A 12,261-nucleotide genomic window follows, 5' to 3' on the forward strand; every position below is an offset into this window, starting at 1 on the left:
CGGCGACAGCCTGGTCCCGCCGGATTACTGTCCGGCGCATGCCTGACCTCACGTGGCGGCCGCTCATGAAAGCGGACGCCCAGTCCTCGGCCGATCTGCTCAACGCCATCGAAACGGCCGACCGGATCGGCGAGAACTACACCGCGGAAGACACTCTCCAGGAGTTGGTCGACCCGTACACCGACCTCGAACGCGCGAGTCTCGCCGCGTTCGACGGCGATCGCATGGTCGGTTTCATGAAGACCCGGTACAAGCGGTACGCCGAGGGAACCCATCGCGTGTTCCTCGACGGCGGCGTCGATCCCGCTTACCGCAGGCGCGGAATCGGGACCAAGCTCGTGGAAGCGGGGATCGCCGGGGCTAAGACGGTGCACGAACTGCACCACCCGACGCTGAAGCTCGCCGTCGACATCCACAAGGCGGAGCACATCGCCGGGACGAAAGAACTCTTTGGCGCGCAAGGTTTTTCGCCCGCCCGCTATTTCCAGCGCATGGAACATCCACTCGGGACGGTCGGTGAAGCGCCGATCCCGGAGGGTTTCCAGGCCGAACAGTGGACCCGGGAGCTCGACGAGGATTTCCGGCTCGCCCGCAACGAGTCCTATCAGGACCACTGGGGCGCGACCCCGGTGTCCGCGGACGCGTGGCAGAACAAGTTCACGAACCACGTGCTCCAGCCCGAGATCAGTTTTCTGCTGCGGGACAAGGCAACCGGCGCTCCGGCGAGTCTCGTGCTGACCTTGTCCTGGGCCGCCGACACCGAACTGTCCGGCATTCGCGACGCGCACTTCATGGTGGTCGGCACGGTTCCCGGCTACCGGAAACGGGGACTTGCCGGCGCGGTCGTCGCGCACGCGTTGCGGGCCGCGGCCGAAAACGGCTACGACCAAGCCAGCCTCACCGTCGATTCAGCGAGCGAGGCCGGCGCTCCCGGAGTTTTCGAGCGCGCCGGGTTCACGCCCAAGATGCGTTACGTGCGCTGGGCGCTCGAGGCCTGAGTCGTCCACATCGGACCCAGACGCATTGCCGGAGACTTTAAAAACGGCGCGGCGATGCGAGTGCGGCGTCCGTTGCGGGGCTGCCGAGCGCACGGCTCAAGTCCCTGGCCTCGGACCCCAGACGCGTTGAAGGGCCGGTACCAGTGAAGCTCGGCGGTACCGGCCCGTTCAACGTTCCGCGGGAGGACTTGGATAGTCCTGGGTGAGGCGGCACCCGGATGCGGGGTGGCCGACCTCGGTTGTTACGCTCGTTCCGGGTATGTGTCGCCATGTGCGGCACGGGCACGCGAATGCCCGCCGGGCGAAAGTCCGGTCCGAGGTGGTGGTGCTTGCGATTCTGGGTGCTGCAGCTGAGTCGTGAAGACTCAGGCGGTGGTACGCGTGCCGATGTGCGTACGGCGGCGCTTGAGCGCGCGTCGCTCGTCTTCGCTCATTCCGCCCCAGACGCCGGCGTCCTGGCCGCTGGCCAGAGCCCAGGCCAGGCAGTCGGAAGCCGCGGGGCAGCGGTGGCACACGGCCTTCGCCTCGGAGACCTGCAACAGAGCCGGACCGCTGGTTCCCACCGGGAAGAACAGCTCGGGGTCCTCGTCTCGGCAGGCCGCGTCGTGGCGCCAGTCCATGTTCGTGAGCTCCTTCACAGTGACGCGGGAGGGCCGCGCCACAGTAGTGGCGGTCGTGTTTTTGGGTGCTTGTGAATGCTTTCACGAAGCACCGCGTTCGACAAGGGTTTCGACAAGATCGGTGAGTCAGCTCACCCGGCCGAGCTATGCCTCTGACCTGCGGTTTCGTTCTGAAAAGCTCCGCTCGCCGGAAGGCCGGTGCGGTGAACGGAGGGTTTGCGTCGCCGAGCGGCAGGGCGCACTTTGCCGCGGGCGATCAGCGGTCGCTCGGCTATCCGACTACGGTGAGTGCATCCGGAACGCTCTGGAACTCGACCCGGGTGCGTTGCCCGACGAGGTCCCCGTCGACCTGGAAGTTGACCGGTTCAGCTGCGTCGATGCGGATCAGAGGCACATCGTCGCGGCGGAGCAGACGGCGGCCGTGCTGATCGCTCTCCGTGAGGAGAGCTTGCCGTACATGCGTGAACACGGTGGGCAATCGCAGACCGTTCAACGCGAACAGGCCCAATCCGGTCTCGAACGAGCAGCCGGAGTTGAGGTGGACCGGGCGTTCCCCGAGGTAAGTCCACGGATCGGTGTTCGACACGAACGCCGTCACCGCCTCGGCCGGTTCCTCGCCGGGGATCCGGACGGTCAGCGCCGGCCGTCCGAGCGGCGGACGGAAGTAGGAGCGGACGGCGGCCCGCAGATAGAGGCTCGCGCTGGTTTGCTTGCCGCGCCGTTTCGCGACGCGGCCGACGACGTCGGCGTCCCAGCCGAGCCCCGCGTTGAAGGTGAACCAGTGCCCGTCGGCCAGTCCGAGGCCGATCCGCCGGGTCCGTTCGGTTTCCAGCGCGGTGAGCAGTTGGTGGGTCGCCTCGACCGGATCGGCGGGCAGTCCGGCCGCGCGCGCGAACACGTTGGCCGAGCCGCCCGGCACGACGCCGAGCATCGGGACGGACCCGGAGCGTCCGGGAGCGCCCGCGGAATCGGCGAGCAGGCCGTTGACGACCTCGTTGACCGTGCCGTCGCCGCCGTGCGCCACCACCAGGTCGTAGCCGTCGCGGGCCGCCGAACGGGCCACCGCGAGCGCGTGCCCGCGGTAGTCGGTTTCGACGACGTCCAGCTTCACCTGGCTGGCCAGCGCGTGCGCCAGCACGTCCCGGCCACCCGCGGTGGTCGAGGTGGCCTGGGGGTTCACGACGAGGATGGCGCGCACTACCGCAGGGTAGGTGTTTTTCGCCCGGCGGACGTACCTCCAGCGCCACAAGGTGACGCGAAGCTCAGCCGCTCGCGCGCGCCGTCCCGGCTCGGTGACCTGTGGCGACCCTGTGGCGGGCGGTCCTCCTCTGCAGACGGCGAAAACTCCGCGCGTCGTGACAAGTGCACCCGGGCCGACCGCCCGCTCATCGACGACTATCCCGATTTTCTCTTCGGCCGCCGCCCCGGAAAACGGCCGACCGGGTGGCATACGATCGGTAGTGCTCACGCACGGTGACTCGCGCTGGTCGGGTGGCTGTGCCCCGGCAAGTTCCCGCGAAAGTTCCCGCACAGCAGCTGAAAGGGCCGCGCCCGTGTCGCATCCCGAGAACCCGCCGCCCACCCCGCTCGAGGTCCGCCTCGCCGGCGTCCTGACCGGGCTGCCCGGGCTGGGCCTGCTGGTCTTCGGCGTGGTGCTGCTGGTGCACGGGCTGCGGAACCCGCCGATCCCGGGCAACAACGTGTGGGCCGAGTTCGGCACCTACGCGGTGCTGGCGCTGATCTTCCTCGCCGCGTCGGTCGGGCTGCTGCTCGGACAGACGTGGGCGCGTTCGCCCGGCGTCGTCGTGGCGCTGCTGGTGATCGGGGTCGGCTGGTACCTGCTCGGGCCGTCCGGACAGCCGCTGTGGGGCGTGCCGATCGGGCTGTTCGGGCTGGCGGCGCTGGTGCTGCTGTTCCGCCGTCCGTCGCGGGCGTGGGCGCTCGGAATGCACGACGACGAGACCGAGGAAGAGGCGGCCGAACGCGGCGGTCTCGCAGGACGGCGGGCCGAGCGGGAGCGTCGCGAACAGGACTGAGCGACAGTGACGTCACGTCATAGCGAGCAGGTGACGCGGCGACACTGGTCGTGACCCCTCTCCGGCGATGGAATCGGTACTGCGCAACCGAATTCATCCGAATTCCGAAGAGGGGAACCCATGAGGAGACTGCGTCTCGTCGTGACCAGCACAGCGGTCGTGTGCGGGCTGCTCGCCGGAGCGATGCCGGCGGCGGCGGGCACCGCGGAGAGCCCGGCCCGCTACACCGCTCAAACGCTGGACTGGCACGCCTGCGCGCCGGGCGAGCTGGCCGATCTGCCGCCGGGCACCGACATCTCGGGGCTCGAATGCTCCAGCTACCGCACGCCCCGGGACTGGGACCGCCCGGACGACGGGCAGGAGCTGACCATCGCGATCAGCAGGCTCAAGTCCACCGGCGCCACCACGGCGTCGGTGCTCACCAACCCGGGCGGCCCCGGCGGTCCCGGCCGCTGGTTCCCGGTGCTGCTGCGCGGCCAGAACAAACTGCGCGAGCACCAGGAGATCATCGGCATCGACACCCGGGGCACCGGCCGCAGCACCAACGTCACCTGCGGCGGTGCGTTCGGCACCGGCGCCGATCTCGACCCGCGTAACCGGGATCCGCGCAACCTGAACCAGATCGTCGACGCGACCCGGTACACGGCGATCGCTTGCCACCAGGCCGCGGGCGAGCTGGGGGAGCTGATCAGCACCTTCCAGAACGTCCGGGATCTCGACCTGCTGCGGACGCTGCTCGGCCGGGAGCGGATCAACTGGATCGGGTACTCGGCGGGCACCTGGCTCGGCGCGCACTACGCCCAGCAGTTCCCGCAGCACACCGGCCGGTTCGTGCTGGACTCCTCGACCCAGTTCACCGGCAGCTGGCAGCAGTCGTTCGACTATCAGCCGGAGGGCTACGAACGCCGCTGGCGGCAGGACTTCCTGCCGTGGCTAGCACGCTACGACGCCAGGTACCACTTCGGCACGAGCGGAGAGGCGGCCCGGCAAACCTACGAGAGCGTCCGGTACGCGCTGACCCGCGAGCCGGTCGAGCCGAACGGCACGAAGATCGGCGCGGTCGCGCTGGACTCGTTCCTCGTCGGCGCGCTGAAGGCCAAGAGCCAGTTCCCGCTGATCGCCTCGACGCTGGTCAAGGTCAAGACGCTGACCGACGCGCGGTCCTCGGCGCAAGCCAAGGACGACGCCCGCACGGCGCTCGGCAAGACATTGTCGGAGAAGAAGAACGCCGGTCCGCTGGACACGACGGCCGGTTCCGATGACGCCATGGCGGCGACGCTGATCACCACCTTGTGCAATGACGGGCCGTGGACGGGTAATCGGCAGTCGCTGATCCGCCGGTCGCAGGAGTACCTCGACCGGGGCGTGACGCTGCACAGCTCGCTGTGGATGGGGCTCCAGGTCTGCGCCTTCTGGCCGGGCAAGCCGCGGCCGATGCCGGTGCTGAACGGCAAGGGCGTGCCGCCGGTGGTGATCGTCCAGTCCGAACACGACCCGGCCACGCCGATCGAAGGCGCGCGGAAGGCGCATGCCGCGTTCCAGAACTCGCGGATGCTGACTGTGACCGGAGAAGGCGACCACGGGATTTACGGGATCGGCGGCAACAAGGCCGTGGACAAGGTGGTCGACGAGTATCTGGTCGACGGCGTGGTTCCGGCGGATCAGAGCCTGCCGGGGCTGCCGTTGCCGTAAGTGGCTCGTGAGTGCCTATGCCGGTGAGAACCGGCGTAGGCACTCACGAGTCTCACGCTTCTTTGGCGAGCACCTTCAACGGCTCGTCCGTCAGCCGGTACACCGACCACTCGTCCTGCGGCAATGCCCCGAGCGCCCGGTAGAACCCGACCGCCGGGTTCCAGTTGAGCACCGACCACTCCAGCCGGTGATAGCCCTTGTCCACGCACTCCGCGGCCAGCGTCGCCAGCAGCACCTTGCCGAGGCCCGAACCGCGCTGCTCCTCGCGCACGTACAGGTCTTCCAGGTAGATCCCGTGCGTGCCGCGCCAGGTGGAGAAGTTCAAGAACCACAAGGTGAATCCGGCGATCTCGCCGTCCACTTCGGCCACGTGGCCGAACAGCGCCGGGGCCTTGCCGAACAGCGCGCCGTGCAACTGCTCGGAGGTGAGATGGCATTCCTGCGGGGCGCGTTCGTACTCGGCCAGCGCGTAGACGAGCTCCACGACGGCGTCGACGTCTTCCGGCCGGATCCGCCGTACGCGGGGGTCGGTCACTTCATCCCTCCAGGGCGGGCAGCAGGTTCAGGTGCTCGATCTGCGGTTCGCCGCGCTCGTCGCCGAGCACCGCGAGACCGGCCGGGTCCAGTCCGAAGTGGACACCCGAGGTGCCGGGCAGGCCGAGCCAGCGCGCGACGAGCACGCGGCTGAAGTGCCCGTGTCCGACCAGGACGACGTCGCCGTTCTCGATTTCGCGCCGGGCCCGGTCGAGCACCTTGTCCGCGCGCGCCTGTACGTCCTGCGCGCTTTCGCCGCCGGGGATCGGGCGGGTCCAGACGGTCCAGTCCGGAACCGTCTCGCGGATTTCCGGCGTGGTGACGCCTTCGTAGTCGCCGTAGTCCCATTCGGCCAGGTCCTCGGTGACCTCGTCCACGCGCAGGCCGGCGAGTTCCGCCGTGCGCAGCGCGCGGCCGCGCGGGCTGGAAAGCACCAGCCCCGGCCCGCCGAGCAGGGTTCGCAGGGTGCCGCCCGCCGCGCGCGCCTGGTCCTCGCCCGCCGGAGTCAGCGGGATGTCGGTGCGTCCGGTGTGCTTGCCGTTCGACGACCATTCGGTCTGGCCGTGCCGGAGAAGAAAGAGCCGATGTGCCACGCGGCCGAATATAGCCGGGGCGGGTTTGCCCGGCAGGCTCGTCGTGTGCTTCGCTACTGATGAGTAACTTCACTTCGGGAGGACTGATGGGTACGCCGTCGACGTACGGGCTGTGGCGCAAGCTGGCCGCCAAACCCGGTGGCAAGCAGCTGTTTTCCGCCGCGATGTGCTTGCGCGTGCCCTACTTCGGCACCGTCCTGCCGAGCATCAGGGAGATCCGTCCGGGGCACTGTTCGGTGACCGCGCCGAAGTGGTGGGGTGTGCACAACCACATCCGGACCTTCCACGCGATCGCCGCCTGCAACCTCGCCGAGATCGCGATGGGCATGCTGGCCGAGGCCACCGTCCCGGCCACGCACCGGTGGCTGCCCAAGGGCATGGAAGTGAGTTACGTCGCGAAAGCCGAAACCGGGCTGCGGGCGATCGCCGAATTGCCGGAGATCCCCGAGTTCGGCTCCGAGGGATTCGATCTTCCGGTTCCGGTGCGGATCGTGGACTCCCGCGGGACTGAGGTGGTCACCGCGACGATCACGGTGTGGGTCACGCCCCGGAAAGCCGCCTGACCGGCGAAACCTGTACGTCCCGTTACCCCGGCCGAGTGAAACTTAACACCGTTTACTGGGCAAATGCGAATAGCGTTCGTTTTAGCCTTGCCAGGGTGCTCCGCGCCACGTCAGCATGCCGGGCATGGCCTCCCTCAACCGTCGCCGATTCCTCGGCCTCGCCGCGCTGAACTCCGCCGCGGCCCTCGGACTGACCAGCATTTCGGCGACGACCGCGCGCGCGGCCACCGTCGCGCCGCTGCCGGACTACTCGCCCGCGGTGGTGATCGGCACCGGGTACGGCGCGGCGGTCACCGCGCTGCGGCTCGGCGAGGCGGGCGTGCCCACGGTGATGCTCGAAATGGGCCAGCTGTGGAACGAAGCGGGCCCGGACGGCAAGGTCTTCTGCGACATGCTGAAGCCGGACCGGCGGTCGATGTGGTTCAAGAAGCGCACTGAAGCGCCGCTCGCGTCGTTCCTGTGGCTGGACATCGCGAACCACGACATCGATCCGTACGCCGGGGTGCTGGACCGGGTGAACTACGGCGGGATGTCGGTGTACGTCGGGCGCGGCGTCGGCGGCGGATCGCTGGTGAACGGCGCGATGGCGGTGCAGCCGAAGCGTTCGTACTTCGAGGAAATCCTGCCGCAGGTGGACGCCGACGAGATGTACGGCAAGTACTACCCGCGCGCCAACGCGGGCCTCGGCGTGAACCACATCGACGAGGACTGGTTCGAGACCTGCAAGTCGTATCAGTTCGCCCGCGTTTCCCGGAAAGCCGCGCAGAAGACCGGGCTGAAGACCACGTTCGTGCCGAGCGTCTACGACTTCGACTACATGAAGCAGGAAGAGGCCGGCACCGTCGAGCGCTCGGCGCTGGCGTCCGAGGTCATCTACGGCAACAACCACGGCAAACGCTCGCTGGACAAGACGTATCTCGCCGCCGCGCTCGGCACCGGGCACGTGACGATCCAGACGCTGAGCGAGGTCCGCGAGATCATTCAGCAGCAGGACGGCACGTACACGCTCGTCGTGCGCGAGTCCGACGCGCTCGGCAACGTGCTCTCCACCAAGCACCTGTCCACGAAGTACCTGTTCCTCGGCGCGGGCAGCCTTGGCTCGACCGAACTGCTGGTGCGCGCCCGCGACACCGGACGGCTGCCGCGGCTGTCCGAGGCCGTCGGCCAGGGCTGGGGCACCAACGGCAACGTGATGCTCGGCCGCGCCAACCACGTGTGGGACACGACCGGCAGCCTCGAAGCCGGGATGCCCGCGCTCGGCATCGACGACTGGGACAACCCGACGCATCCGGTGTTCGCCGAGATCGCGCCGGTGCCCGCCGGGCTGGAGACGTGGGCGAGCCTGTACCTGGCGATCACCAAGAACCCCGAACGCGGCCACTTCGCCTACGACGCCGCCAGCGATTCGGCGAAACTGCAGTGGACGCCGGACCAGGGGCAGCCGTCGATCGACGCGGCGAAATCGTTGTTCGACCGGATCAACAAGGCGAACTCCACGATCTACCGCTACGACCTCTTCGGCGACACGCGGGCGTTCGAGAACCGTTTCACCTACCACCCGCTCGGCGGATTGGTGCTCGGCGACGCGACCGACAACTACGGGCGCGTGAAGGGCTACCGGAACCTGTACGTGATGGACGGTTCGCTGATTCCCGGCAGCACCGGCGTGAACCCGTTCGTGACGATCACCGCGCTGGCCGAGCGCAATATCGAACGGGTCATCGCCGAGGACGGCGTGCGCGCCTAGCGGTGCGCTGACCGCAGCTTTTCGTAGTACGCCACGCAATCCGCGTACGAGGGCAGCAGGCCCTGGTCGAGCGCTTCGGCCAGGGTCGGCGCTGCTTTGTCCTTTTCGGACACAATGGGCGCCAGTCCGGCGGGCCACGGCAGGTCCAGCGCCGGGTCGAGCGGGTTGATGCCGTGCTCGCCCGCCGGGTTGTACGGCTCCGAGCAGAGATAGGCCATCACGGTGTTGTCTTCCAGCGCGATGAAGGCGTGCCCGATTCCTTCCGCCACGTACACCGCGCGGAATTCGGCCGAGTCGAGCCGTACCGAGTCCCACTCGCCGAACGTCGGCGAGCCGACGCGCAGGTCCACCACCACGTCCAGCAGCGAACCGCTCGGGCAGTAGACGTACTTCGCCTGTCCCGGCGGGGTGTCGGCGAAGTGCACGCCGCGGATCGAGCCCGCGCGGGAAACGCTGTGGTTCGTCTGCGCGACCCGCAGCGGGTGCCCGGCCGCGCGGACGATCGCCTCCTCCTGGAACGGCGCGACGAACAGCCCGCGTTCGTCCGGGAACACGCGCGGGACGAACTCGAAAGCGTCGGGGACCTTGAGCGGGCGGAAGTCCATGGCCGTCACCATATCGAGTGCGATTTCCGGAGGCGGAACGGAACTGCTTCCGAAACCGGACGGACGTCTTGGGAATCGCGAATCTGTGACATGAGCCGCACCGAGGGGTCGGGTGCGACCGGGGGCCTGTCATGATTGACGAACCGCAGCGTCGGCGGCCATCGCCACACCCCACGGATCGGATGGCCGTGCAGACGCCTCGCCGACAGGCCGGCGCTACCGCGCTGGGCTGCCGTCCGGAGGACGAGTTCCCACACGCGACGGGCGTGTTCGCCCGTCGACCAGGTGGTCCCCCGCTCGCAGTCCCAGGAGTACGTTCGATGACCCAGACCCATCCGCCCGCTTCCGTCATTCCCACGACAGGAACCCCGATGACCGACCAGGCCAGCACCGTCGCGGCCGTGACCGACGCCGAGATCTTCACCGGGCACGAGGGCGGCAAGCTCTCCGTGGCGGCGACCCGGCCGATCTCCGACCCGCGCGACCTCTCGATCGCCTACACGCCCGGCGTGGCGAAGGTGAGCCGCGCGATCGCCGAGGACGCGGCCAAGGCGAAGCGGTACACCTGGGCGGACCGGCTCGTGGCAGTGGTCAGCGACGGCACCGCGGTGCTCGGCCTCGGGGACATCGGCGCGAGCGCTTCGCTGCCGGTCATGGAGGGCAAATCGGTCCTCTTCAAGACCTTCGGCGGGCTGGACTCGATCCCGCTGGTGCTCGACACCACCGACGTCGACGAGATCGTCGAGACCCTGGTCCGGCTGCGCCCGTCGTTCGGCGCGGTCAACCTCGAAGACATTTCCGCGCCGCGCTGCTTCGAGCTGGAGGACAAGCTCAAGGAAGCGCTCGACTGCCCGGTCATGCACGACGACCAGCACGGCACCGCGATCGTCACCCTCGCCGCGCTGCGCGGGGCGAACCTGGTGCTCGACCGCGACATCGCCGGCGAGCGGGTCGTGGTGTCCGGGGCCGGCGCGGCTGGGGTGGCCTGCGCGAAGATCCTGCTCGCGGCCGGCGTCGCGGACGTGACGGTGCTTGATTCGCGCGGCATCGTCCACGCGGGACGCGAGGACCTGAACCCGATCAAGCGGCAGCTGGTGGAGACCACGAACAAGGCCGGGCTGACCGGCGGGTTGGCCGAGGCGTTGCGCGGGGCCGATGTGTTCCTCGGGTTGTCCGGCGCGACGATCGATCCCTCGCTGCTGTCGACGATGGCGGATGACTCGATCGTGTTCGCGCTGTCCAATCCGGACCCGGAGGTGCATCCGGCGGTTGCCGCGCAGCACGCGGCGATTGTCGCCACTGGGCGCAGTGACTTTCCTAATCAGATCAACAACGTGCTGGCGTTCCCCGGGGTGTTCCGCGGGGCGTTGGATGCTGGGGCTCGGGCGATCACGGAGAACATGAAGCTGGCTGCCGCGGAGGCGATCGTGGCGGTGGCTTCGGACGATCTTGGGCGGGATCGGATCGTGCCGAGTCCGTTGGATCCTCGGGTCGCGCCTGAGGTCGCTGCTGCGGTGGCCAAGGCTGCTGAGCAGGACGGCGTGACTGGCTGACGGTCTTGTGCGGGAAGGCCCCTTGGCGTTGGTTGCCGGGGGCCTTTCTTGTGTGATGCTTTTGGACTTGCTGGTCCATTTTTTGGTCGGCACGGTGGGTTTCATGAAGATCGGATTGCGCGGATACGGCGTTTGGCAGGTCGGGGCGTTGACGACTCCGGCGATGGCTGCCGAGATCGAGCAGTTGGGGTATTCGGGGCTGTGGCTCGGTGGTCCTGGGGTGGATCTGGCCGGGATTGACGAGCTGCTGGCGGCTACCGAGTCGTTGGTGGTGGGGTCGAGCATCGTCAATGTGTGGTCGGGGGATCCGGCGGTGCTGGCTCGCTCATATCAGCGGGTGGCTTCGAGGTTTCCCGGGCGGTTTGTGCTCGGGATCGGGGTTGGGCATCGGGAGCAGTCGGCGGGGTATGAGCGGCCGATGGACGCGGTTCGGCGGTTTCTTGACGTGCTGGATGCGGGTGGGGTGCCGGTTTCCGGGCGGGTGCTTGCTGCGTTAGGGCCGCGGATGTTGAGGTTGGCTGCTGAGCGGGCTGGTGGGGTGGTGCCGTATTTGGTTCCGCCTTCGCATACTCGGGTTGCTCGGGAGACGGTGGGTTCTGCTGGGTTTGTCGCGCCGGAGCAGAAGGTGATGGTGGATTCGGACGTGGTTCGGGGTCTAGAGGCGGCTCGGGGGCGGGTTCGGAATCCTTATTTGGGGTTGGTTAATTATGTGAGCAATTTGCGGCGGTTGGGGTATTCGGAGGAGGATTTGGCTGGGTCTGATCGGTTGATTGGCGATCTCGTGGCGGTGGGGGATGTTTCCGCGGTTGCCGCGCGGTTGGGGGAGCATCGGGCGGCTGGGGCGGATCATGTTGTGGTGCAGGTGATTACGGAGAAGTACCAGACGCATCCTGGGTTGCCTGGGGTGCGGTTGCAGGTTTACGACGATGAGGTGATGGGGGTTTATCGGGAGTTGGCGGAGGGGTTGTTTTAGAGGGCGGCTCGTCGCCTGGCGGCGACATTGCGCCCGTTCTCGTTGGGGGCACCCCGAAGCCCATTGTGATGACAGTCTGCGGGGGCTTGTCAAGGCGGGAAAGATGCCTTGACAAGCCCCCGCAGACTGCATTTCTGGCTTCGTATCGGGGTGCGGGGGTGGTGTGGGTGCCTGGTTTCGTTGGGTGCACCGGTGCGGTTTGGCGGCGTGGCTGGCTGTGAAGGGCCCCTTGAGGGAATCTAAGTCCGTGAAGGTTCCCCTCACGGACAGAGGCGGGCTGTGAGGGGAACCCTGAGGGACTCTGAGTCCGTGGGGGTTCCCCTCACGGCAGCGGCGTGCTTTCGGCG

The 12,261-nt window shown here is 68.1% G+C and carries 12 protein-coding genes; 7 read left to right on the top strand and 5 right to left on the bottom strand.

What is annotated here, in order from left to right; translation table 11 throughout:
* The first annotated feature begins 38 nt into the window (after positions 1 to 38).
* A complete protein-coding gene (locus tag ABD156_RS11985) occupies positions 39 to 998 on the top strand; it encodes a GNAT family N-acetyltransferase (protein WP_344270815.1) in 960 nt (319 codons plus the stop codon).
* A gap of 365 nt (positions 999 to 1,363) precedes the next feature.
* On the opposite strand, the gene ABD156_RS11990 is transcribed toward ABD156_RS11985, so the two are convergent.
* A complete protein-coding gene (locus ABD156_RS11990) occupies positions 1,364 to 1,618 on the bottom strand; it encodes a WhiB family transcriptional regulator (protein ID WP_009082948.1) in 255 nt (84 codons plus the stop codon).
* A 271-nt stretch (positions 1,619 to 1,889) separates the two neighbouring features.
* Positions 1,890 to 2,816: a diacylglycerol/lipid kinase family protein gene (locus tag ABD156_RS11995; RefSeq protein ID WP_116202565.1), complete on the bottom strand. Its 927-nt coding sequence runs from the start codon at positions 2,814 to 2,816 to the stop codon at positions 1,890 to 1,892.
* 355 nt (positions 2,817 to 3,171) lie between these two features.
* Between ABD156_RS11995 and ABD156_RS12000 the strand changes: the two genes are divergently transcribed.
* Both ABD156_RS12000 and ABD156_RS12005 read left to right on the top strand, forming a co-directional pair.
* Positions 3,172 to 3,654 (top strand): hypothetical protein, encoded by a 483-nt coding sequence (locus ABD156_RS12000; RefSeq protein WP_344270832.1) that lies wholly within the window; start codon positions 3,172 to 3,174, stop codon positions 3,652 to 3,654.
* A 120-nt stretch (positions 3,655 to 3,774) separates the two neighbouring features.
* The gene (locus ABD156_RS12005) at positions 3,775 to 5,346 is read left to right on the top strand and encodes an alpha/beta hydrolase (protein WP_344270834.1); all 1,572 of its coding nucleotides are present in this window, start codon (positions 3,775 to 3,777) and stop codon (positions 5,344 to 5,346) included.
* 52 nt (positions 5,347 to 5,398) lie between these two features.
* Here ABD156_RS12005 and ABD156_RS12010 read toward each other — a convergent pair whose 3' ends face one another.
* Together ABD156_RS12010 and ABD156_RS12015 are read right to left on the bottom strand one after the other, a co-directional pair.
* Positions 5,399 to 5,881 carry a GNAT family N-acetyltransferase gene (locus tag ABD156_RS12010; RefSeq protein ID WP_344270837.1) on the bottom strand — a complete coding sequence of 161 codons (483 nt, stop codon included), beginning with the start codon at positions 5,879 to 5,881 and terminating at the stop codon, positions 5,399 to 5,401.
* Position 5,882: 1 nt separating this feature from the next.
* Positions 5,883 to 6,473, bottom strand: a complete 591-nt coding sequence (locus ABD156_RS12015) for an acid phosphatase (RefSeq protein ID WP_344270839.1) — start codon at positions 6,471 to 6,473, stop codon at positions 5,883 to 5,885.
* A gap of 86 nt (positions 6,474 to 6,559) precedes the next feature.
* Here ABD156_RS12015 and ABD156_RS12020 point away from each other — a divergent pair, with 86 nt between their 5' ends.
* Positions 6,560 to 7,036 (top strand): hotdog fold domain-containing protein, encoded by a 477-nt coding sequence (locus ABD156_RS12020; protein WP_344270842.1) that lies wholly within the window; start codon positions 6,560 to 6,562, stop codon positions 7,034 to 7,036.
* Positions 7,037 to 7,160: 124 nt separating this feature from the next.
* A complete protein-coding gene (locus ABD156_RS12025; RefSeq protein ID WP_344270845.1) occupies positions 7,161 to 8,783 on the top strand; it encodes a GMC oxidoreductase in 1,623 nt (540 codons plus the stop codon).
* Here the strand turns inward: ABD156_RS12025 and ABD156_RS12030 are convergent.
* A complete protein-coding gene (locus ABD156_RS12030; RefSeq protein WP_344270848.1) occupies positions 8,780 to 9,388 on the bottom strand; it encodes a dTDP-4-dehydrorhamnose 3,5-epimerase family protein in 609 nt (202 codons plus the stop codon). The genes ABD156_RS12025 and ABD156_RS12030 overlap by 4 nt on opposite strands.
* 371 nt (positions 9,389 to 9,759) lie before the next feature.
* On the opposite strand from ABD156_RS12030, the gene ABD156_RS12035 reads away from it, so the two are divergent.
* Both ABD156_RS12035 and ABD156_RS12040 read left to right on the top strand, forming a co-directional pair.
* Positions 9,760 to 10,941: an NAD(P)-dependent malic enzyme gene (locus ABD156_RS12035; RefSeq protein WP_116202557.1), complete on the top strand. Its 1,182-nt coding sequence runs from the start codon at positions 9,760 to 9,762 to the stop codon at positions 10,939 to 10,941.
* 55 nt (positions 10,942 to 10,996) lie between these two features.
* On the top strand, positions 10,997 to 11,914 hold the full coding sequence (locus ABD156_RS12040) for a TIGR03620 family F420-dependent LLM class oxidoreductase (protein WP_344270855.1): 918 nt from the start codon (positions 10,997 to 10,999) through the stop codon (positions 11,912 to 11,914).
* Positions 11,915 to 12,261 lie beyond the last annotated feature (347 nt).

Source organism: Amycolatopsis albidoflavus (assembly GCF_039525725.1).
GTDB lineage: Bacteria > Actinomycetota > Actinomycetes > Mycobacteriales > Pseudonocardiaceae > Amycolatopsis > Amycolatopsis albidoflava.

Coding starts and splice junctions, on each gene's coding strand:
- ABD156_RS12030 (WP_344270848.1), bottom strand. CDS start 9,388: ATGGACTTCCGCCCGCTCAAGGTCCCCGACGCTTTCGAGTTCGTCCCG.
- ABD156_RS12025 (WP_344270845.1), top strand. CDS start 7,161: ATGGCCTCCCTCAACCGTCGCCGATTCCTCGGCCTCGCCGCGCTGAAC.
- ABD156_RS12040 (WP_344270855.1), top strand. CDS start 10,997: ATGCTTTTGGACTTGCTGGTCCATTTTTTGGTCGGCACGGTGGGTTTC.
- ABD156_RS11990 (WP_009082948.1), bottom strand. CDS start 1,618: ATGGACTGGCGCCACGACGCGGCCTGCCGAGACGAGGACCCCGAGCTG.
- ABD156_RS11985 (WP_344270815.1), top strand. CDS start 39: ATGCCTGACCTCACGTGGCGGCCGCTCATGAAAGCGGACGCCCAGTCC.
- ABD156_RS12005 (WP_344270834.1), top strand. CDS start 3,775: ATGAGGAGACTGCGTCTCGTCGTGACCAGCACAGCGGTCGTGTGCGGG.
- ABD156_RS12035 (WP_116202557.1), top strand. CDS start 9,760: ATGACCGACCAGGCCAGCACCGTCGCGGCCGTGACCGACGCCGAGATC.
- ABD156_RS12020 (WP_344270842.1), top strand. CDS start 6,560: ATGGGTACGCCGTCGACGTACGGGCTGTGGCGCAAGCTGGCCGCCAAA.